At 53.0% G+C, this 22,108-nt stretch carries 21 protein-coding genes; 2 read left to right on the plus strand and 19 right to left on the minus strand.

Going from position 1 to position 22,108, the window contains the following annotated elements; genetic code table 11:
• The first annotated feature begins 294 nt into the window (after positions 1-294).
• Positions 295-603, plus strand: coding sequence for a hypothetical protein (locus tag HP566_RS14315; protein WP_249977953.1), 309 nt, complete (start codon positions 295-297; stop codon positions 601-603).
• A gap of 80 nt (positions 604-683) precedes the next feature.
• Here HP566_RS14315 and epsC read toward each other — a convergent pair whose 3' ends face one another.
• The 17 genes from epsC to HP566_RS14400 form a co-directional block, all read right to left on the minus strand.
• On the minus strand, positions 684-1,613 hold the full coding sequence (gene epsC, locus HP566_RS14320; RefSeq protein WP_249977954.1) for a serine O-acetyltransferase EpsC: 930 nt from the start codon (positions 1,611-1,613) through the stop codon (positions 684-686).
• 210 nt (positions 1,614-1,823) lie between these two features.
• Positions 1,824-2,777 (minus strand): sulfonate ABC transporter substrate-binding protein, encoded by a 954-nt coding sequence (locus HP566_RS14325; RefSeq protein WP_249977955.1) that lies wholly within the window; start codon positions 2,775-2,777, stop codon positions 1,824-1,826.
• A 31-nt stretch (positions 2,778-2,808) separates the two neighbouring features.
• Positions 2,809-3,381, minus strand: coding sequence for an NADPH-dependent FMN reductase (gene ssuE, locus HP566_RS14330; protein WP_249977956.1), 573 nt, complete (start codon positions 3,379-3,381; stop codon positions 2,809-2,811).
• A 56-nt stretch (positions 3,382-3,437) separates the two neighbouring features.
• Entirely contained in the window at positions 3,438-4,574 is a 1,137-nt protein-coding gene (gene ssuD / locus HP566_RS14335) for an FMNH2-dependent alkanesulfonate monooxygenase (RefSeq protein ID WP_249977957.1), read from the minus strand.
• Between the two features lie 822 nt (positions 4,575-5,396).
• Positions 5,397-6,686 carry a TRAP transporter large permease gene (locus HP566_RS14340; protein ID WP_249977958.1) on the minus strand — a complete coding sequence of 430 codons (1,290 nt, stop codon included), beginning with the start codon at positions 6,684-6,686 and terminating at the stop codon, positions 5,397-5,399.
• Complete coding sequence (locus tag HP566_RS14345) at positions 6,683-7,186, minus strand: TRAP transporter small permease (RefSeq protein WP_249977959.1); 504 nt, start codon at positions 7,184-7,186, stop codon at positions 6,683-6,685. Before HP566_RS14345 ends, HP566_RS14340 begins: the two co-directional genes overlap by 4 nt.
• A 77-nt stretch (positions 7,187-7,263) precedes the next feature.
• The gene (locus HP566_RS14350) at positions 7,264-8,250 is read right to left on the minus strand and encodes a TRAP transporter substrate-binding protein (RefSeq protein WP_249977960.1); all 987 of its coding nucleotides are present in this window, start codon (positions 8,248-8,250) and stop codon (positions 7,264-7,266) included.
• 105 nt (positions 8,251-8,355) lie between these two features.
• Positions 8,356-8,934 carry a peroxidase-related enzyme gene (locus HP566_RS14355; protein ID WP_249977961.1) on the minus strand — a complete coding sequence of 193 codons (579 nt, stop codon included), beginning with the start codon at positions 8,932-8,934 and terminating at the stop codon, positions 8,356-8,358.
• Complete coding sequence (locus tag HP566_RS14360; protein ID WP_249977962.1) at positions 8,931-9,425, minus strand: CMD domain-containing protein; 495 nt, start codon at positions 9,423-9,425, stop codon at positions 8,931-8,933. Before HP566_RS14360 ends, HP566_RS14355 begins: the two co-directional genes overlap by 4 nt.
• A gap of 47 nt (positions 9,426-9,472) precedes the next feature.
• On the minus strand, positions 9,473-10,927 hold the full coding sequence (locus HP566_RS14365; protein WP_249977963.1) for an NAD(P)-binding domain-containing protein: 1,455 nt from the start codon (positions 10,925-10,927) through the stop codon (positions 9,473-9,475).
• Positions 10,924-12,651: an aminotransferase class V-fold PLP-dependent enzyme gene (locus HP566_RS14370; protein WP_249977964.1), complete on the minus strand. Its 1,728-nt coding sequence runs from the start codon at positions 12,649-12,651 to the stop codon at positions 10,924-10,926. Before HP566_RS14370 ends, HP566_RS14365 begins: the two co-directional genes overlap by 4 nt.
• Positions 12,581-13,048 (minus strand): Lrp/AsnC family transcriptional regulator, encoded by a 468-nt coding sequence (locus HP566_RS14375; RefSeq protein ID WP_249977965.1) that lies wholly within the window; start codon positions 13,046-13,048, stop codon positions 12,581-12,583. The genes HP566_RS14370 and HP566_RS14375 overlap by 71 nt, the downstream gene beginning before the upstream one ends.
• Positions 13,049-13,280: 232 nt before the next feature.
• On the minus strand, positions 13,281-14,120 hold the full coding sequence (locus tag HP566_RS14380) for a MoaD/ThiS family protein (protein ID WP_249977966.1): 840 nt from the start codon (positions 14,118-14,120) through the stop codon (positions 13,281-13,283).
• Positions 14,121-14,143: 23 nt separating this feature from the next.
• The gene (locus tag HP566_RS14385; protein WP_249977967.1) at positions 14,144-15,025 is read right to left on the minus strand and encodes an ABC transporter permease; all 882 of its coding nucleotides are present in this window, start codon (positions 15,023-15,025) and stop codon (positions 14,144-14,146) included.
• Positions 15,012-15,383 carry a hypothetical protein gene (locus HP566_RS14390; RefSeq protein ID WP_249977968.1) on the minus strand — a complete coding sequence of 124 codons (372 nt, stop codon included), beginning with the start codon at positions 15,381-15,383 and terminating at the stop codon, positions 15,012-15,014. Before HP566_RS14390 ends, HP566_RS14385 begins: the two co-directional genes overlap by 14 nt.
• The gene (locus tag HP566_RS14395) at positions 15,380-16,237 is read right to left on the minus strand and encodes an ABC transporter ATP-binding protein (protein WP_249977969.1); all 858 of its coding nucleotides are present in this window, start codon (positions 16,235-16,237) and stop codon (positions 15,380-15,382) included. Before HP566_RS14395 ends, HP566_RS14390 begins: the two co-directional genes overlap by 4 nt.
• Positions 16,237-17,247 carry an ABC transporter substrate-binding protein gene (locus tag HP566_RS14400; RefSeq protein WP_249977970.1) on the minus strand — a complete coding sequence of 337 codons (1,011 nt, stop codon included), beginning with the start codon at positions 17,245-17,247 and terminating at the stop codon, positions 16,237-16,239. The genes HP566_RS14395 and HP566_RS14400 overlap by 1 nt, the downstream gene beginning before the upstream one ends.
• Positions 17,248-17,467: 220 nt before the next feature.
• Between HP566_RS14400 and HP566_RS14405 the strand changes: the two genes are divergently transcribed.
• The gene (locus HP566_RS14405; RefSeq protein WP_249977971.1) at positions 17,468-17,611 is read left to right on the plus strand and encodes a hypothetical protein; all 144 of its coding nucleotides are present in this window, start codon (positions 17,468-17,470) and stop codon (positions 17,609-17,611) included.
• A gap of 6 nt (positions 17,612-17,617) precedes the next feature.
• On the opposite strand, the gene HP566_RS14410 is transcribed toward HP566_RS14405, so the two are convergent.
• Together HP566_RS14410 and HP566_RS14415 are read right to left on the minus strand one after the other, a co-directional pair.
• The gene (locus tag HP566_RS14410) at positions 17,618-20,797 is read right to left on the minus strand and encodes an efflux RND transporter permease subunit (RefSeq protein ID WP_249977972.1); all 3,180 of its coding nucleotides are present in this window, start codon (positions 20,795-20,797) and stop codon (positions 17,618-17,620) included.
• A gap of 6 nt (positions 20,798-20,803) precedes the next feature.
• Positions 20,804-21,982, minus strand: a complete 1,179-nt coding sequence (locus HP566_RS14415; protein ID WP_249977973.1) for an efflux RND transporter periplasmic adaptor subunit — start codon at positions 21,980-21,982, stop codon at positions 20,804-20,806.
• Positions 21,983-22,108 lie beyond the last annotated feature (126 nt).

Here is a 22,108-nt window from a genome sequence, read left to right on the forward strand (position 1 = left end):
AGGGCATCAGGGGGCATAATCTAGGTTCCAGGCTGTGACGCCTCAGGCTTTGTGGATGCTCACCCTGATGCCAGGGCCTGCTGGTAGCTAATCAACAAGCCCGGAGAGACACAAGGCTTTGTCTGAAGAGTCAGTGAGCGAAGGCCAGACAAGGAAAAAATCGGTGAAAAGACGGAGTTTACATACTGTAAATGAGTACTTTGATCGGACTCGCACACGAGCCGATTTTTAACGCCGTATGGTCGAGCACCGCTAGTTTTCAGACAGCGCCTAGGCAGCCGCTACCCCACACTGGTGGGAGACCCCGCCTATATCGCTGATGAACTTGAGTCCTGGATTACCGACGTGGGTATCGACGGCTTCAATATCTCGCGCACGGTAACGCCTGAAAGTTTTGAGGATATTGCGAATTTCATCGTACCCGAACTGCAAAACCGCGGTGTCTACAAAACCAGTTATCAGCAAGGCAGCTTGCGTCACAAGTTGTTTGGCAACGGCGACCGGCTGCCTGACTACCACACCGGGGCGCAGCACCGTTATCCAAGCAGCAACCTGTATCAGCCGCACTGCGACGAAGGGGTAGGCAGCTTTATTGCCACCTGACATAAACTGACCCCTGGGCCAGCAACCGCATTAAGTTGCTGGCCCAGGGAGGGAGAAATACCGCCAGATAGTGCAGCTACTCAGCCTGCCGGATCTATCGACTGCCGCAATACGGCTTGGGTGATCCGGCTACCGGGCGGCACACTGCGCGTTAGCCAGACATTACCGCCAATAACGGCGCCTTGACCGATGGTAATACGGCCAAGAATGGTCGCCCCGGCGTAAATCACTACATCGTCTTCTACAATAGGATGCCTGGGTTCCCCTTTAGTGAGTGCACCCTCTTCATCTTCATCAAACCTGACCGCGCCCAGTGTAACCGCCTGGTATAAGCGCACCCGTTCACCAATCACTGCCGTCTCTCCAATGACAACACCCGTGCCATGATCAATGAAGAAGTGCTGCCCAATCGTGGCACCGGGATGGATATCAATACCGGTGGCCGCGTGCGCCTTTTCAGCGATGATCCGCGCGATGATCCTTAAGCCATCTGAATAGAATACATTAGCTATGCGATGATGCATGATCGCCAGCAGGCCCGGATAGCAAAGCAGAACTTCATCTACCGAGGTAGCCGCTGGATCACCGCGGTAGGCCGCAATCACGTCCTGATCCAGTTGCCTTCGCAGTTCAGGAAGCGTACTGGCGAAACGACGCACAATATCATTTGCCTTCTGCACCTGAAGAGAGTGTGTTAAACGGGGCTGCTGACACCCCAGCTCCAAGCGTACCTGGGCAGCCAGAATATTCAGGGCATGCCCAAGCTGATGCCCCACAAAGTAATCTTCGCTTTCTTTTTTAAGGTCGGAAGGCCCCAGGCGCATGGGAAATAAAATACCGCAGAGAGCATCAATGACTTCATGAATCTGGCGGTGTGCTGGTAACTCCCGCGTACCCAGGTCAGGCTCCCGGCCCTGCCGCTCACGCCATTCGTGCCTGACCTGACGCAGCTCTGCCACCACCTTTTCCAACGGCCATGGCGACGACTCATCCTGTGGTTTTTCGTTCATCCTGGCATAGGCCTCATCAGTTTAACAACACACTAAAAATAGCATCACCTGCATCAGAGGATCACCCTTCGCGCTTATTACCTGCAAAGCCAGCCAAGGCCGCCACCACTTCTTACCCATGTAATTAATGAAGAAACCCAAAAAGGAGCCGTCAAAAGGCAATACACACACGCCCATTGGGGCTTCACGACCCTGGGTTGGAACAGTGCGTTATTCATTACTCGGTTGCCATACCACGGAAGGAATATCCAGCGTGGTGGGTATCAACCCCAGCTCGAAAAAGGTATCAGCGATGTCCTGCTGTTGTGCAATCACCTCATCAGAGAGGAACTGAGCACCATAGCTGGCGCGGTTCGCCGCCACATAGACCACATCAGGGTCGAGGCCGATGGAGGGCCCAAGCAGCTCAGCCACCTCACGCAGATTATCCTCTGCCCAGCGGTCAAGGTCCTGCAGCGCTTCAATGATCTCTTCCACGACATGGGGGTATTGCCCCGCCAATGGCCCTGCTGCAATATAAAACTCGTGGTTACTGACCAAACCAGTGCCATCTGCCAAAATGCGGGCACCCAACGCCTCTTCCGCCGCCGCCAGATAGGGCTCCCAAATGACCCATGCATCGACACTGCCACGCTCAAAGGCCGCACGGGCATCGGAAGGCGGTAAATAAGCCGTGCGTATGTCATGTATGGAAAGTCCTGCATCCTGCAGTGCACGTACCAACAAATAGTGGACGTTGGAACCGCGATTCAAGGCCACCCGTTTTCCATCCAGTTCTGCAACGCTTTGGATCGGCGAATCTTCGGGCACCAAAATGGCTTCCGCCTGGGGGGCCGGGGGCTGATGGGCAACGTATACCAAATCCGCACCAGCAGCCTGTGCAAAGACGGGTGGGGTTTCCCCCACAGTGCCAAAATCAATGCTGCCAACATTTAATGCTTCCAGCATCTGCGGGCCAGCGGGGAATTCCGTCCAGGTGACATTGATATTGCGCTCGGCAAAACGCTCCTCCAGTGCCTGACGCTCTTTAAGTATCACCAAAGTGCCGTACTTCTGGTAGCCAATACGCAGTATCTCAGGGTCTTCTGCCGCCAATAGCGATGAAGGAGAAAAGAGGATCAATCCTGAGAAGATAACGGCGGATGAAACTGATGGCTTGATCATACGAACCCTTACCAAGTTAACCGAGAAAAGATCAGGCGTAAGCCACGCGACGATAACCACCTTCACTGATGCTACCCAGATCCGGCAGTGCTTCTAACAACTCTTCAATAGAGCGCTGGATTCTAGCGCTGGCTTCGTCACCCACCTGATACTGCTTGTCACCATCCAGAGTGACTTGCCGGGAGTTGACATAGACCCCACTCAGGACATTACTGGCTCCCAGCGCCGACAAAACAGGCTTCAGGGCATAATCAATCACCAATAAATGACTATCTGATCCACCATTGGCCAACGGCAAAACCACTTTGCCTTTTAAACCACGCTCCGGGATTAAATCGAGCAGCAACTTAAGCGCCCCTGAAAACGATGCCTGATAGACAGGAGTGGCCAATACCACTGCATCCGCCTTGGCAATAGCATCACGGTAATCAATAATTTGTGGTGCTGAGAAATCAGCAAAAAAGACTTCATTTCCATCAAATTCATTAACGTTAAAGACCTGTGTTTCCACTCCCTTCTCACGCAGCTGCGCATCAATAAACGCTACTAGCGCTGACGTACGTGATAACCTTCCAGGGCTTCCTGCGATTAGCACAACACTCATTACAACCTCCTTAAGCACAAAGCGTTACCACCTTTGGCTGCAAAATAAAAAGAGCATTACGATGCAGCTACCTGGGGTGAGCCGATAGCACGCCCATCAAATGCTCCGCCGGTAAACACCCCTTCCTGGGTTACGGCCTGTTTACCGGGTAGCAAGGGGAACACCAACTCGGCAAAACGAATGGCTTCTTCCAGATGCGGGTAGCCGGAAAGCACAAACGTTTCCACCCCCAAATCAGCGTACTCCTTCAGGCGCAGTGCGACGGTTTCGGGGTCTCCTACCAGGGCTGTTCCCGCCCCGCCTCTTACCAGCCCAACACCGGCCCAAAGATCCGGGCTGATTTCAAGCTGGTCACGCCGACCACCATGCAGCTCAGCCATTCTCCGTTGGCCAACAGAATCCATACGGGTAAAGTTTTCTTGAGCCTTTTGAATGGTTTCATCATCCAGGTTTGCAATTAGCTTATCGGCCGCCTGCCATGCTTCCTCTCGGGTCTCTCTTACTATCACGTGCAAACGCACCCCAAATTTCACTGTTCGGCCATGCCTGGCAGCTTCTGCACGTACATCGGCAATCTTCTCTGTGACCGCTTCAGGCGGCTCACCCCAAGTGAGATAGGCATCCACGTGCTTACCGGCCAATTGATGGGCAGCCGGTGAGGAACCGCCAAAATAGAGCGGGGGATAAGGCTTTTGAACTGGATCAAAAACGTTCTTCGCCCCATTTATCTGAAAGTGCTCGCCTTCGTAATCGACGCTTTCCCCCTGTAACAGGCGTCGCCATACCGTGAGAAATTCATCAGCAACCTCATAGCGCTCATCATGGGTAAGATGAACACCTTCGGCAGCCAACTCCGCAGCGTCACCTCCCGGCACGACATTGAGTAATAACCGCCCCTTTAAAGCTTGATCCAACGTTGCAGCCTGACGAGCTGACGCCGTTGGCCCTGAAATAGAGGTACGCAGGGCCACCAACAATTTAATCCGCTCGGTAACAGGCACTAAGCTTGAAGCAACCACCCAGGGGTCCAGGCAGCTTGATCCCGTAGGAATTAACAGGCCATCGTAACCGTGGTGCTCAGCAACAACCGCAATTTGTTGCAAATACGCATTACTAGGCGGCCGCCCAGCACCTTTACCTAAGTAACGCGTATCACCAGAGGTAGGTAAGAACCAGAAAACATCTAAACTCATCGCGTCATTTCCCGTATAAGGTATCAACTCTTGATTACCCACAGGATAAAGACACAAGCATAAGCCAAACAAATCACATTATAAGATATGTATTTCAGAATAATCCTGACAACACCTATGCTAAAAAATGATGATGACTTCTTTTAAAACCATGTAGCATCATTATTTTAGTGCACTGAAAAGCGATTATCCCATCAAAATCACCACGCAAAAAAGCATTAGTGCGATGATGGGTTGGTATCATCTACAGCCGTTATAAACAGTTATCATATAGCCACACATAACATATCACTGATGTAAAAAAACCGCCTTAATATAAAAATAAAGGCGGCCAAAACACTCATTCCACGAAGGTGTTTCGCTAGACATCTCAACCATAACAAGTTACGAAACACCACCATAATATTTATTATTGATATAAATCTCCAAAATAAAGAAAATATCACAATTATTTAAAAATGATTTTCTTTTCACGAATTAGTAAGCCCCTATAAAGATTTTAACAGTGATTTATGTTTCGCCGCTAAACAGGACCTTTGTGGAAGGCACCCACAGCTACAAGGCCATCCGTTAGTACTCGTGAGATAGTCATGATGCAAAAAAATACTTACGCCATATGTCGCTACACTTAGCCTCTCCTGTTCTACCACAGGCCAAAACCTACTGGCTGGCGAGCCTGCTGCTCCCTTTAGCCGCCGCACACGCCAATGCGGATGAAGTAAGAACCACAATCACCCGGTTGGCAGTTGTATTTCCTTCACCAGCTCAGCAGAGTATCTGCCGAGCTGGTAAACGTGTTCCCCCCCTTAAATGTATGAGCTATTAAAACGCTTTTGGAAACATCATTTGGGGAAGGAAAAGAAATACGCTGGGGAATAGAATCATGGACAGGATTACCGACATGATCAGTGCAATCAGTGGTAAGACTGCAAGGAACGCCCGTGGCATAGAGACTTCGCCAATCTGACTGGCGATGAGCAAGCAGATGCCATAAGGAGGCGTGATCAACCCGAGCGTCAGGGAGAGCACCACAACCAGGGCCATATGGATTTGATTAATATCCGCCGCAATGCAAAGCCCTTGGATAATAGGAAGAAAAATAATCACTGCGGTTACCGGGCTTAATACGGTACCAATCACCAGCATGAAAAACATCACTAGCAACATGATACCGACGCGGGATTCCGTCACGGTAAGAATGAAACTGGCAACTTCCTGGGCAATACCCAGATACGAAATCAGCCACCCCATAATACCCGCAGAGGCAACGGCGAACATAGGCAACGAAAATGCCACCACCGAGTCGGCCAAAATGCCCGGCAACTGCCGGAAGCGAATGGCACGATAAAAGCCAAATGCCAGCAACATACCGACCAACACAGCTACCGAGGCGGCTTCCGTCGCCGTAAATACACCTGCCGTTATTCCCCCCAGCACAACCAGCGGTAACACCATGGGCGGGGCTGCGGTAATGGCGGTACGCCCCATTTGGCCAAAAGAGAATTTTCCGGTGGCTTTGATACCATGCCTGCGGGCAACGTAATAGACATACCCCATCTGCATAAAGCCAACAAGTATTCCTGGCAACACGCCCCCCATAAATAGTGCACCCACCGATACGTTACCGAAGGCCCCATAGATAACCATCAGAATGGACGGAGGAATAATGCCGCCCAGCACGGACGAAGCCGCTGTTAGGGCCACGGCAAAAGGTGCGGGATAGCCGGACTTTTTCATTGCCGGTATCAGCACGGCACCCACACTGGCAGTATCGGCCGCCGCAGAGCCGGATAAGCTGGCAAACATCATAGAGACCATCACATTGATATGACCCAAACCACCCCGGATATGCCCTACGGTACTGTCAGCGAAACGCAGCAGGCGGTCGGTGATTCCCCCATCATTCATCAGGCGCCCTAGCAGTAGGAAGAAAGGCACGGCCAGTAAAGGGAAAGAGTTGATGCTGGCAAACATCTGATTGACGACAGATGTTAAGGGCAACCCTAACTGCATGATCGTTAAAATGGAGGCCAACCCGATCGCAAATGCAATGGGCACGCTCAGACCAATAAGAATCAGAAAACTACCGATCAATGTAACCAATGGATTCATGATTCAGAGACCTCTTCACCCTCAACTCGCCTGCCGGAACGCAGCCTGGCGATATCCTCTCGAATAGTCTCAATAGAAAACAACAACATGGCGATACCCGCGACCGGGATAGCGGCAAACACATAAGCCATCGGGGTACCCAGCGCAACCGAGCGGCGGTTCCATCCCATATCCACCAATACATTACCGTGCACAATCAACACATAGATCACCGGCAGGCACGCCAAGCTACCGAAAAGACGCAGTACGCGCTGGGTCATGACAAAGTTAGAGGGGAAAGCGTCTACCACGTAGTGCTTGCGCCTGCGTAGCGCAACAGCCGCACCAATAAAGACAGACCAGATAAAACACGCCATGGCGACCTCGTCGGTCCACGACACTGAAATTTTCAGATAGTTACGCGCGACTACCTGGTACAACACCGTCAGGATAAAAGCAGCAAACAGCAAACCGGCGACAAACGTCAGGAGCCATTCAAGCACATCATTTATTTTCCGCATTTTTCTTCCTTTTTGATTGGCGCACGCTCCCTCGTTACAGCAGGTTGTCGGGCGCCAAAGCAGTTATGGATTGCGGTTTACAGGTTGCGAATCGTTTCAAGCAGTTCGGTTAAACCACGCTCTTCAGCGAAGGCATCATGCAGCGGTACCACGGCATCAATAAAGGCCTGCTTGTCGACCTCCGTTACCGTTACACCCAACCCTTCAAACTCCTGGATGAACTCAGCGTCGTACTCGACGCCTTTGTCTGTACCAAGCGTCCCAGCATGCTGAGCAGTCTCGAGAATGATGGCCTGATCCTCTGCAGAGAAACGACTAAAACGGTTCTCGCTGATTGAGATATGGCTCATCATGACCTGGTGTTCGGTCTTGGCGTGATAAGGCGCCACTTCATAAAGGCGGCTGGAGTAATAACCGCTGATGGTGCTTTCAAAGGCCCCCACTACCCCGGTTTGCAGGCCAGTGTAGATTTCGGTCCACGGGAGGGAGGTGGTTAGCGCACCTACCGACTGCCACATTTCGGCATCAAGGCGTGATCCCGTCACCCGCATTTTGACACCTTCCATATCTGAAGGCTGCGTCACCGGCCCCGTATTAGTACTCAGGTTACGCGTACCGCCTCCCGTCAGGCTCAACAACTTCAACCCAACGCCGGACTCGCTAACGGCATTATCGAAATATTGAAAAACAGGAGAATCCGGCGAGGTCGCCGCCTTGAATTCACCCATGTCTTCGAACAGATAGTTCAGACTGAAAATTTCAAAATCGGAGATATACGGCGAGATATTCATCACCCCGCCAATGATCATATCGGTGGTACCAATGCGGATTTCATCCACCATGGTTTGGTCGTTGCCCAACTGGCCGCCAGGAAAGATCTGTACATTGATACGACCATCGGTCGCTGCTTCCACTTCCGCCTTAAAGGTTTCAGCTGCATCAATCCAGGGGTGGGGTGCACTCACTACAGTGCCCAAGCGCAGCGTCTCAGCCATGGCAGGGGTTGCCAACAGCATGGTGGTCGCAGCCACCAGCACCAGACGGGAGAAGGTACGAGTTGTCATGGGGATATTCCTCTTATACAAGCGAAAGGTGTCAACATTGTCACTAACAAAGGGTTGCCAGTCATTTTTTCTACTGACTTTTTCAGCCTCAACTTTTTAGCCTGACTAAGCGCCGGATACAGGCTCACCCAGCGTATGCATTAGCCGGTTCGCCCAGCCAAACAGTGTGGTAGAAAGCGTAAGATCCAGAATTTCCTGATCACCCAGCCCTACTCCGCGCAGACTGGCAATATCGTCTTCGGTAACCTGCGGTGGGCACGCAGAAAGCCGCATCCCAAACTTCAGAATGGCGCGCTGGCGGGCATCTATATCCGCCCTTTCGCCGTTGAAGAAAATTTCCTGCATCACCCGTTCGTCATGGGTCAGGTTGTTATAACGCTGGGCATGAACAGCAGCGCAATAGATACAACGGTTAACCACCGATGCGGCCACTGCACCAAGTTCGCGCTCCTCCCGCGAAAGGCCCCCTTTGTCATACATGATGCCGTTGAAAAGCGAAGTACGAATGCGCAGCGACTCGGGATCATGGGCCAGCACCAATACATAATCGGAAATCTTGGTGTTGGATGGAGTCTCTTTGAGCGCTTCTCGCTGAGCCGGGGTTGCCTGATCAAAATCGACCGGCGTTATATGCGGGCGCCATGTGGGGACTCGCGTTGTAAATTTACGAATAACGCGGCTCATTGCTGTTCCCCCATTACACTCAGTACCGCCGCAACACGCAGCTGATAATTGATAAAGGCCACCAGCCCGGCAAGACGTACAATATCCGCCTCCTCCATGCCCGCATCACGCAGTGCATCAATGGTCTCTTCGCTGGCGTCCCTGGGGCGTTGGGTAACAAGATCCACATACCCCACAATTGCCGCTAAACGCTGGTCATCGGCGGGTGGTGTATTGCCCGGCACAGCCAGATCATGGGGATCAGCCTCATCCCCGTAACCGGCAAGCAGAGTGGAATAGTGCTGCGTCAGACCTTCTTGCTGGCAAATCCGCGCCATGCGGCATGCCAGCACAGCGCGCAGGTGGGTTGGCAATTTACCTGCATCTTCCGGCAACAGAGCGGCCTCGTAGGAGGCCTGGGTCAGCTCCATCAGCTTGCCACGCATCTGTAAGGCATCTGCCAAAGGGCCACTGCTGGGCACACCAGCAGCCATTTCAAGTACATGAGACATTCCAGTTCCTTAACGTTGATATACAAACCGAACGTGGCATCAGCTCACTACGGCAAGGAGGAAGCTTGCCATTCATCACCCAGCAGTTCTGGCGTGTCATAGCTTTCCAGTCGTTGCCAGTGGCGTTTAATATCTTCACGGTACAAACTGGCTGCAATGGCACCTGCCAGCCAGCTTGCCCCTTCGCTAATGCCTGGGATATCCCCACTCACCTTGCCCAGGCTGACAGAAGCGCCATAGTTGAAGCAGTGGATGTTACGAAGCCAGGGCGCAGTACCCGGCTCACGCTCCTGAAATGCAAAATCGCTATCTACATAGGGGAAGTTACCCAGCTCAGAGTGTTGAAGCTCGGCGGGCGGCTGGTAGCGGTCACGCCAAAGCAGGATACGATCGGCATATCCGGCCAGCTCGGTACGCGCCAATGGGTCAACTTCAAATCCTGTGCCCAGAATCAGAAAATCACAGCGAACCTGCTTGCCCTGCTGAGTGGTGATAACAATCTCATTCCCTTCCATATGAACGCCTTCAATGCCACAGCCAAAATGAAAGTAGGCATTGTCGTGGCGACTGACGCGCAGCGTTGAGCCTCGTGGAGGCGGAGTCTGGGTAGCAAAAGAGTAATGCATGATACGCCAGCGCCATGCATCAGGCAGGGTGGCATAGCCATGGGTAAAACCAAAAGAGCCTATCCCCATCATCTTGTTAATGGTGGGCATCTGCTGACGACGAATCAGAAAACGCACTTCGTTGGCACCATGTTCCAGGGCCTCGGCAGCGTTATCAATGGCCGAAGCCCCTACGCCAATGACAACCACCCGCTTACCTTTCAGGGCGGCAAAGTCGATATCATCAGCGGTATGTGCCCATGCGTGCGATGGCAGGTCTTCGACAAAGGCAGGAATCTTCGGCGCTCCCGTGCCCTCGCGCCCCGTCGCCATAATCAGCTTACGTGTCAGGATGCGTGCACTGGGTGCCCCAGGTCCCGAAAGCTCCAGGCTAAGCAGCTCGCCTTCGGGTTTTATATGCTCAACCTGAACATTGTTTTCAACCGGTAGATTAAGCACCTCCCGGTACCAGCACAGGTATTCCATCCAGGTGGGACGTGGAATCTTATCCAGGACTTCCCAGGCTGCCGCACCGTACTGCGCTTCGTACCATGCACGGAAGGTCAGCGATGCAAACCCGTAACTAGGCCCTGGCAATGTTTTGGGTGAGCGGAGCGTTTCCATCCGGGCATAATTTAACCACGGCCCTTCTCTTCCCGCCGGATGCCGATCAAAAATACGAATATTGGAAATACCACCGGACAACAGTGCAAAAGCCGCTACCAACCCGCACTGCCCACCCCCAACAATGACAACATCATGCACATGTTGGCCATCACCCCTATCTTGTGGTGGCACCCAATTGGCAGGTGGCAGATTCAAGCATGTTAAGTCGTACTTAACACGTTCATTCAAGGCTTCAAGACCGGCACCGGCCAAAGAGGGAGTGAGGATCATGGCATCATCTCGACTTGTGTCTGCATGGCCTGTTCAGCTTCATGGGGCCACCAGAACCAACGAACGGGAACGTCTTCAGCGTGGCAGTTGGCGGGCAGAGGAAGGGCTTTCGCCTGCTCGACCAACTCAAGCCCCCTGGCAAAACAATCAAGCGTAGCAGTGGGCTCATCTGCTGCTCCGACAGATGCATCCATGGTGAAGAGCGTATCCAACAGGTATGGCGTTACTGGCTCCCCGGATTGAGCAGGTACATCAGGATATCGGGCGACCCAAACACCACTACGTTCATCGACAGAATAAAATTTCATCAATACCGGGGCATACCGCGCAATAAACTCGACCGCTGATATTACATAGTTAGCCGACTCATTGCTAAAAAAGAAGTTAAATCCGAGTCTTACCCAACCTGGACGATATATGCTTCTTCCTTTTTGGACTAAAGTCTCATGTGCGTCAGCTGTCTTTTTATCGATAGCAAGCAGCTCATGGCCATAAGGCCCAGCGCAGGAACATCCCCCCCTTGCCTGGATACCAAACAGGTCATTTAACATGGCGACCACCAGGTTATGGTGTATTGCCTTCTCCCCCGCCATGATATTGAAAGAGAAGATAGCCAGCTTCGGCTGATCCTGAGGACCCAGCAGGCGAAAGTTACCGATCCCCTGCCACCGGGCCAGTGCCATGGAGACCAATGCCTGCTCACGTTGCTCAATAGCCTCGGCACCTATGCCGTCCTTGATACGAAACGCTAGCCCCGCACGAATATCGCCCAAAATATTAGGCGTGCCAGCCTCCTCCCGACGTTCAATATTTTGCACATATCGATGGTGCTCGGCAGTTACGTACGACACCGTGCCACCGCCTGCAACAGATGGCCGTGCACTGCGGCAAACAGCCTTACGAATTACCAGCACACCGGAACTTCCTGGGCCACCTACGAACTTGTGGGGGGAAAGAAAGACCGCATCCAGGTGGTCATTTTGTCCACTACCTGCCACATTGATCGCCACATAGGGGCCGCTGGCGGCGTAGTCGAATAGGGCTATTCCTCCATAGCGGTGTGCCAGCTGGGCTATTTCTGCCACCGGCGCTTTAACCCCGGTAACATTGGAAGCCGCAGAAAATGCCACAACTTTAATATCGCGCTCAGCATTAACCTGAAGCTGCTGCTTCAGTATGTCCAAATCCGGTAAGCCATCCTCTCTCAAGGGGATACGTACCAAATCCACATCGCATTCACGCCAAACCAGATCATTTGAGTGGTGTTCAAAGGGGCCTACAAACACCACCGGTTTAGGCAGCCTTTCAGTGCTTTGCCCCCCGGCCAATTCAAGAATACGGCAGCAACGATCTATGGCTGCGGTTGCCCCCGCACCAGCAAAGATAACCGCGTAGCCATCATCCGCGCCTACCGACTGTGCAATGGCCTGACGAGCCGCTTCCCGTAGCCGGGTCGTCATTTTGCCGGTAAAGGATGTTTCAGTATGGGTATTGGCGTATAGAGGCAGCACCTGTTCCTGAATAGCTTTCTCAACCGCCCCCAGCGCTCTTCCCGACGCGGTGTAATCGGCATATAGCAAGGGGATCTCACCAAAGGGCCCGGGAATCAAGCGCCCCTCACCGATCACATCCTGTTGTAGATGCGCTAACCCTTCAGGTGATTTCGCCGAGAGGGAGTTCGGTAGTTTTCTTGACTTGTTCCATTGAAAAGCACGATGTGACATTACTAAGCTCTATCCTGGCAATAAGCCTCTTATAAAAGGCGTCATAAGACTGGTTATTGCGCGTAATAACCTTGAGCAAGTAGTCATACTCACCGGCCAAGCGATTTACTTCGATAATTTCAGGAAATGCCTTAACTGTTTCTTGAAATTCATTTAGCCAAGCCTGGTTATGCTTATCCGTTTTAATCATTACAAAAACGGTGAGCCCAAGATCCAGCTTCTCTGGGCTCAGTACGGCAATTCTTTTTTCAATGACCCCTTCTTTTTCCAGTCTTTGTATTCGCCGCCAACAAGGCGTCACAGAGAGCCCTATACCCTCTGCAAGCTGTGCAATAGAAAGGCTATCATCACGCTGAAGCTGTTCAAGAATTTTTAAATCAAAACGATCAATAAGCAATTTATTTCCACTTTATTCACTGTTCAGGAATTTTATTCCTTATCGCTTTCTACTGCTTCAGTCAAGAGAAATAATTTTTCAGCGTGCTAAACAGGCTTTTCCAACCCTGTAAATCATGAGGATTACGAGCGTACAAAAACAGTGCAATAAAATATCAATTGCACCATTAAGATCAGTAAAGGCTCAGCACTACTGCCTACTTGAAAAGTCATTAAAAGTAATAATGCAGGTTTTAACCAAGACGAGAAGCCGCTGGCAGTTCAAATGACGTTAATTGCTGACCGCTTACCAACGTAGGTTCCAACTGCGTCATAATTCCCAAGTCCCCTGGGTGGTCTACATCAGGCCACCAAACATCCAGGCCCGCCTGTTGTGCATCTCTACTCCACTGCACAAGGCGGGGAAAGTACTCACGGCTTTTACGCGCTAAAGGCAACGTATCACTGGTTGGGGTTACCCAATGTACGCCACTTTGTTGCAAGCGCTGCCACTCACTGGCCGAGGCGCCGAGCGGAATACCCTGAGCCAGTAAGGGATAGCCTCGTTTTTGAAAACTTTGAGCTGCCGCACGGGCATGAGCTTCCCCTAGTACCACTTGCCCATCAAGCCGCAACACCACCTGGCGAGGATGCAAACCAAGCTGGGTAAGCAGGCTTTCAAACACACTACCATGGGAAGCCTCTACCGCCTGAATATGTCGCCAATGCACATCAACGATTAACGGCTTGGTACTGGCACCATGCTGCGCCAAGTGATTTAATGCATGCAAAACCCGTAAAAAGCGGTCTAAAAAGACTACATCCTCCTGGTTCCACGAGAGAAAATAGAGCCAGTCCGCCTGGTGCGGGCGGTCATGCTGATCACGTATTTCGACTCCGGCTTCCCATGCCGCAACATCAAGACGCTCCAGCGAAAAGATGGGCTGCTGAGACGGGTACAACATAAGGTTGGCAAGCCGCCCCCATATCTGGCCATCCTCCCAATGAAATGCTGCATGATGACGCAAGCTGGCATGGGGATTAAACGCCTGTAAGCGCTCGTTAAGATAGTTCGTTACTTGTGTTAGCGGCATCAGATCCTCTCCCTTCAAACCACCTAGCGCACCATGCCCCAACGCTTCACGGTGAGGCGTTCTACACTGTTGAAGACAATAGTCTCAACCAGCAAACCGATCACAATGACCACTACCAACCCCGCAAATACATTATCGGTATAAAGCTCATTACGATTTTGGAAAATATACCAGCCAAGCCCGCCCTTTCCCGAGGAAGCACCGAACACTAGCTCAGCAGCAATCAATGTGCGCCAGGCGAAAGCCCAACCAATTTTCAAGCCTGCCAGTAAAGCAGGAAGCGCGGCGGGAATCAGGATAAAAGCCACATAGCGCAGCCCACGTAAGCCATAATTTCGCCCAGCCATACGCAACGTTTCGGACACTCCCTGAAACCCGGCGTGGATATTGACAGCCATTGCCCAAAGCACGGAATGTACTAATACAAAGATCAGACTGGCCTCTCCCAAGCCAAACCACAACAATGCCAGAGGCAACAGCGCGATAGCCGGTAAAGGGCTGAACATGGAGGTCAGCGTGGTTAAGAGGTCCCGCCCAATGCGGGTGGATACAGCCAGAGTGGTGAGCGCCAACGCCAGAAAGGCGCCCAGAGCAAATCCTTTTAGCAACACGTTTAACGATGCGCTTACCCGAGCCAGCAGTACCCCCGAAGCCAGGCCGTTCCAAAGCGCATAAACAGTATCCGTGGCGCTGGGTAGCAGTAGCGGGTTGTTCTGCAAGCGGGCAACGATTTCCCAGGCCACCACAAGTAGCACCAGGATTACGGTTTTCCGAATCGCGCTTTGGTCCCACAGCCGCTGGCCAATGCTGCGGGGCACCTGCAATTCGCGCGCATCGATGGCGGATAATTCAAAGAATTGGTCAACCCGCTGGTCATGGGGTTGACGAAGATCATGTACGCTCATTGGATACTCCTGACGCCACAGCAGAACCCGTTACCGGGATGGCACTCTCCTTGTCGAGCACATCGATATTAAAAACCTGGCTGTCGGGATACTTAATACCCGCGCCGGTATTGAGTGCGACCACACGCTCACTGCTGGCAATCTCGCCCAGCGTGCTTAACTCCCTGGCAGCGGCATTGAGTGCCTCCAGATCGTAATGTACCAATAGTGGCGAACCGCACTGCCATAACTGCTGTAATACAGCGTGTGAATAGCGAGCATCACAACGTGGGCAATAGAGTTCCTGCACATAGCTGTAGCGTTGTTCAGCTTTCGTCGTTACTTGATCGGCGGCGGTAGGGGTAGCTAACGTATTCATGCGGCCACCTCATTTTCGAACAGCAGCCGATGAATGGTTTGAGTACGGCTTTTCGTCGCTTCGCTGCCCAGGCTATGCAGACTATCTTCAGCACACCCCAGCTCAGCACGCACTCGCCCTGGGTGCGGTGAAAGCAGTAACACGCGATTACCGATCACCTGAGCTTCTTCGATAGAGTGGGTTACAAACAGTAGCGTAAAGCCCTCCTGCTCCCAAAGCGCCAGTAACTCCTCCTGCATCTTTCTTCGGGTCAACGCGTCCAGAGCCGCAAAAGGCTCATCCATCAGCAATACACGGGGCCGCATAGCCAGTGCACGGGCAATGGCCACTCGCTGCTTCATACCGCCGGAAAGCGTATGAGGATAGGCATCAGCAAACCGGCTTAAACCCACTTTCTCCAGGGTTTCCAGCGCGCGCTGGGCCGCCGCTTTTCTGCTCAGGGAGCGCGATGCCACCAGCGGAAACATCACATTCTGTTTAACGGTTTTCCAGGGTGGAAGCTGGTCAAACTCCTGAAATACCACAATACGGTCTGGCCCAGGCCCCTGGATGGTTACCCCATCAAGGCGGATGCTTCCCTCGGCGGGTGTTAAAAAACCAGCAACAGCCTTCAAAAGTGTGGACTTGCCACACCCGGAAGGCCCGAGTAGTACAAACCGGTCCCCTTCCTGCACATTAAAACTGACCTGCTGAGTGGCCTTGACCACATGCTGGCGAGTGCGATATTCAAGCGTTACGTTATCTACCGACAACCGTGGCATTGATGCTGTTGCAGAGGGTATAGCGGGAGAGAAGGCCTCGCGGTCAAGCGAGGCCCCGCCCAGCACATGGCGCTTACGCAGTGCTAACGACATCAGCTTCCCTCCCACCCATGCACATCTTCGAAAAAGTAGTCCTGCCAGGTGGTAGGCTCATTGCGAATCGCCCCCACTTCAAACAGAAACTCTGCCAGTGGAAAGGTATTGTGGGGCACCAGAGAGAAGCTCACCTGATCGTCGGTAATAATCGATTCGAGGAAGTCGACATCCAGCTGCGAGCCACTAATGCGTTGATAAATAATGGCCGCTTCACGTGGCTCTGCTTCAATAAAAGCTTTCGCTTCCTCTAAGGCATCCAGGAAAGCGGCATACACCTCCGGATTTTCTTCACGAAACGCTTCGGTGGCATACAGCACAGTGGGCGAAACAGGGCCACCTAACATTTCATACGAGTCAATGATCTTATGCACGCCCTCATACTGCAGCGCCTGATACTGGAAAGGAATCGCCGAGAAGTGCGTATTGATTTCAGTACCACCACTGATCAATGCTGCCGTGGCATCCGGATGGGGCAACGCGACGGTATTGCCCTCTAAACGATTAAACTGATCCTGCCCAAAGGCATCGGCCACCGCTTTCTGCAAAAAGCGTGATTGCACTGACACCCCTACCGCTGGCACCGCAATACGATCACCGTCTCCAATATCCTCCAGAGTTTTAATATCAGGGTTATTGGTAATCAGAAAATTGGGAAATTCTCCCAGCGATGCCACCCCTTTTACGTTTTGACTACCTTGTGTACGATCCCATACCGTTAGCAATGGGCCCACGCCCGCCCCGGCTATCTCGATATTGCCTGATAACAACGCATCGTTAACCGCAGCACCACCTGATAGCTGCAGCCATTCCACATCGATGTCCACACCCCGTTCAGCCGCGTGCTTCTCAATCAGCGCCTGATCGCGGGCAACATGAAGCAGCAAATACGTTATGCCGAACTGCTCAGCAATACGCAGTTGCTCTGCTGCAACCACAGGTGTTGCACTTACCATGGAGGCTGCCAGCAAAGTACTGGCCAAACCAACAGTCGCAAGAACTCGTTTCATCGTGGCGCTCCTCATCCAAATGACAGTAGCACCACCCTATGGGGCTAACCGGTTAGTCAGAAGTGAGTTTTTTACCGGTCTTTATCATCGTCTGCATGAAGTAGTTATTCACTCCTGCGGGGAATACAAAGTATAAAAACGAAAGCGTTTTTTGTGATTTGAACGCAAGCAAAACTCTCTTTGATAGTGGCTTAACACTATGCATTAACGAGGGTATACCATGGCAATCCTGCAGCGTTCATACAGCACCGTTAAGCGGCCATATTGGCGCCGAGATCGAAGGGATGAGCGTGTCACCATCAAAGGTGACCGCCCCTATTTCAGCCAAATAGCGGATGCCGCTGAATGGGGGCTGGTCGGATAACGGATACTAGCGATGATCACCAATTGGGTAAGATGTGGCGCCCGGGATGTCTCTGTGATGACTGGCCATAGGGCCAGACAGCTTACGCAGCGCCACATAGAACACTGGCGTAAGGAACAAGCCAAACAGGGTGACGCCGATCATGCCGGCAAAAACCGCCGTTCCCAGCGCCGTCCGTACCTCTGCACCGGCACCGGTTGCAATCACAGACGGTAATACAGCGGCAGTGAAAGCAATGGAGGTCATGATGATGGGCCTCAGCCGCAACCGGCAAGCTTCCAGGGCTGCCTCCACCACACTCATCCCCTGATGCTCCAACTCGCGTGCAAACTCCACGATCAGAATAGCGTTTTTGCACGCCAAACCAATCAGTACCACCAAGCCCACCTGTACAAAGACATTGTTATCTCCACCGTCAAACCAAACACCAATCAGCGCCGCCAGCATGGACATGGGCACAATCAGGATAACCGCCAGCGGCAGTGTCCAGCTTTCATAAAGTGCGGCCAATACCAGAAAGACCAACAGTATCGACAGTGGGAACACGATCAGCGCCGCATTACCCTGAGTTGACTGTTGATAGCTCAGATCAGTCCACTCAAACGCCATGCCCGGCGGCAGCACCTCCAGCGCCAGAGCATCAATGGCGTCCATGGCTTGTGCAGAGGACAGTACCCTTGGATCGACCTCCCCAGCCAAATCTGCCGCCGGGTAACCGTTATAACGTAATACCGGATCAGGGCCGAAGGTTTGCCTGATGTCTACCATCGTACCGATTGGTACCATTTCCCCCTGATCATTACGGGTGCGCAACCTAGCGATGTCTTCAACATTAGCCCGGAAGGGAGCATCTGCCTGGGCGATTACCTGCCACGTCCGACCAAAGCGGTTGAAATCATTCACATAAGTCGAGCCAAGATAAGTCTGTAGAGTATCAAACAGCTCAGTCAGCGGGACTCCCTGAGCCTTGGCTCTCAGTCTATCTACTTCCGCATCCAACTGAGGCACGTTGGACTGGTAACTACTAATCGGGAACCCCATTCCCGCTGTCTGAGCAATCGCCCCCTGGAACTGGTTAACCGACTCCTGCAACGCCCCATAGCCAAGATTACCGCGATCCTCAATGAACAGCTGAAAACCAGAACCGTTGCCCAAGCCAAGAATGGGAGGCGGCATAAACGAGAATGCAAACCCCTCCTTCAAACCACCAATCCCCTGGTTAATTCTGGCGTTAATCTCAGGGGCGCCAAGACTGCGCTCGCCAAAGGGGCTCAGGGTGAGAAAGACCACCCCTGTATTGGATGTATTGGTGAACTGTAGTGCGTTAAGGCCCGGAAAGGCGATAGCATGCTCCACCCCCTCAACATCCATGGCAATATCCACTACCTCCTGCAGCATCTGGTCGGTTCTTTGCAACGATGCACCTTCCGGCAGGATGACCCCGGCGATCAGGTACTGTTTATCCTGAACCGGAATAAACCCAGGGGGCACGATTTTAAACATCATGCCAGTCCCCAGCAGCAGCAAAGCGTAGACCATGAATACCGCTCCCCGGCGTTTTAGTGAGCGGGCCACTCCCTTCTGGTACTTAGCGGAGCTAGTATTGAAAAAACGATTGAAGGGACGAAAAACCCAACCGAAGAGTTTATCAATAACTCTAGTCAGTCGATCCTTGGGGGCATCATGGGGCTTGAGCAGCATCGCTGCGAGTGCCGGCGACAGAGTAAGAGAGTTAATGGTGGAGATAACAGTGGAGATTGCAATCGTCACCGCGAACTGCCGGTAGAACTGCCCGGTCACGCCTGAAAGGAAGGCCATGGGTATAAATACTGCACACAACACCAAGCCAACAGCGATGATGGGACCGGATACCTCCCTCATTGCCTGATGCGCCGCCGCCCGGGGCTTGAGTCCCTCTTCTATATTCCGCTCCACGTTTTCCACAACGACAATGGCATCGTCTACCACGATACCGATAGCCAGTACGAGGCCAAACAAAGTAAGCGTATTGATGGAGTATCCCATCAAATAGAGTGCCCCGAAGGTACCAATGACCGACACCGGCACCGCCAGCAACGGAATAATGGATGCACGCCAGGTCTGTAGGAACAGGGTGACAACCAACACCACCAACAGGACGGCCTCCAGCAGTGTTGCCACTACCGACTTGATAGAGTCGCTGACAAAAATCGTGGTGTCGTAAACTGCGGCATACTCAACGCCTTCAGGGAACTGCATGGACAGCTCGTCCATTGTGGCAATCACCTGCTCCCGGATAGCCAGCGCATTGGCCCCTGGTGCCTGGAAGATACCTATGGCAACCGCATTCTGGCTGTCCAGCTGCGACCGGAGAGTATAATTACCAGCTCCCATCTCAAGCCGTGCCACATCCGACAGTCTCAAGATTTCGCCACTGTCGCCGCGTTTCAATACGATATCGCCAAACTCTTCAACCGTTTCTAACCGCCCCCGGGCATTGATCAGTGTCAGAAAGTCACTATTTTCAATAGGTTCTGCCCCCAACTGCCCGGCCGATACCTGTACATTCTGCTCCCGCATGGCACTAACCACATCACTGGCAGTCAGGTCGTGGGCAGCCACGCGCTCTGGATCCAGCCAGGCTCGCATGGCGTAGTCTCCCCCACCGAATATTTGCGCATCCCCCACTCCCTGGATTCGGGCCAGACGGTCGCTGACATGCAAGCGAACGTAGTTACGTAGATAAAGGGTGTCGTATTCACCCTCAGGAGACGTCAGATGAACAACCATCAGGAAGGTAGGTGACTGCTTCTGAGTGGTTACGCCCTGACGACGTACCGCTTCAGGCAGTCGGGCCTCAGCCTGGCTGACACGGTTTTGTACCCGTACTGCCGCCTCCTCGGCATCGGTACCTGGGCGGAAGGTGATGGTCATCTGCAAGACACCATCCGAGCCCGCGACAGACTTGAAGTACATCAAGTCTTCGACGCCGTTGATGGCTTCCTCCAGCGGGGTAGCCACCGTTTCAGCGATCTCTTTAGGGTTGGCACCGGGGTACACCGTACGGACGACAACAGAGGGCGGCACCACTTCCGGGTACTCACTAATCGGCAGGTTAGGGATGGAGATCAACCCGACCACCAGGATAATAATGGATAGTACCGCTGCAAAGATCGGCCGATCCACGAAGAAACGGGAGAAATTCATGGCTGTCTAGTTGTCCCTGGCGGCAATGGTAGGCTGGGTAGCAACGGCAGGGGTTGCAGCCACGCTCTGTGGATTCACCTCCATGCCCGGCGTGAAGACGTTCTGGACACCGTTGACGATCACTCGGTCACCGACAGCGAGCCCCTCGTTGATGACTGTCAACTCCGCTACCTGACGCCCGGTGTTTACCTGGCGCCGCACTGCCAGGTTGTTGCCATCGACCACATACACATAGCGTCTGTCCTGGTCAGTCATAATCGCCTTTCTATCCACCAACAATGCCTGCTCCAGTTGGATCAGAGGCATTTCCACCCGAGCAAACTCCCCAGGTCGAATGCGCCCATCCGGGTTGGCGAGCACTGCCCGAAACTGCAAGGTGCCCGTACTGGGATTAAGGCGGTTGTCGATAAAATCCAGAAAGCCGGTGTACTGCCGCTGCCGATCACCACCCAGCTCAATCTTCAGGCCGTCTGGCTCCCTGCTAGTCAGCAGCGACTGGCTGGCAAATGCAGCCTGCTCATTTGCCTCGAAATAGACGTGAATTGGGTCAATGGTCACCAGTGTGGTCAGCAGGCTCTGATCGGCGCTCGCCAGATTGCCACGGGTCACCATCGCCCTACCGGCACGGCCACTGACTGGCGCAGTGATGCGGGTATACTCAAGATCAAGCTCCGCAGTATCCAGGGCTGCCTGGGCGGCATCCACCATGGCTCTGGCATTGTTCAAAGCCGCCTGACGCTGGTCATGCACCTCTTGAGAAATAGCCTGGCGCCCCAGCAGCACCCGAGCGCGTTCGGCTTCTCCAGCACTCTGCGCCTGCTGACTCCTGGCCTGGGCAAGCTCAGCCTGGGCAACGCTAACACGCGCCTGGTAAGGCCGGGGATCGATCTGGAACAGTAGATCCCCCTGCTCCACCAGCTCTCCCTCCTCGAACGCCACCTCCTGGATATAGCCACTGACCCGAGACCTTAATTCAACCGATTCCGCGGCCTCTACACGGCCGGTAAATGACTCGCTAAGAACCACTGGCTGAGCCACCACTTCCACCACATCAACTTCCGGCGGCGGCGCCACCATCGCTTGCTCACTCTTGGCCTCGCATCCAGTAAGCAGAGTAATGATCAGTAGGGATAGGATTATCGCCCAACTCCTTGCAGAGCAGGTTCTTTGCGTCAAACTTCCCATGATTGCTTGCTCCAATGGCTATCGAAAATCGATAGCAGCGTCCGTTATAAAACTGCGTATCGCGTTGGCGGTTGGCTTTTTCAACTCGTTTAAACGCAGCCAGAGGTTGCCCACGATAGGGCGAGC

The organism is Vreelandella olivaria, from assembly GCF_023507745.1.
GTDB classification, from domain to species: domain Bacteria; phylum Pseudomonadota; class Gammaproteobacteria; order Pseudomonadales; family Halomonadaceae; genus Vreelandella; species Vreelandella olivaria_A.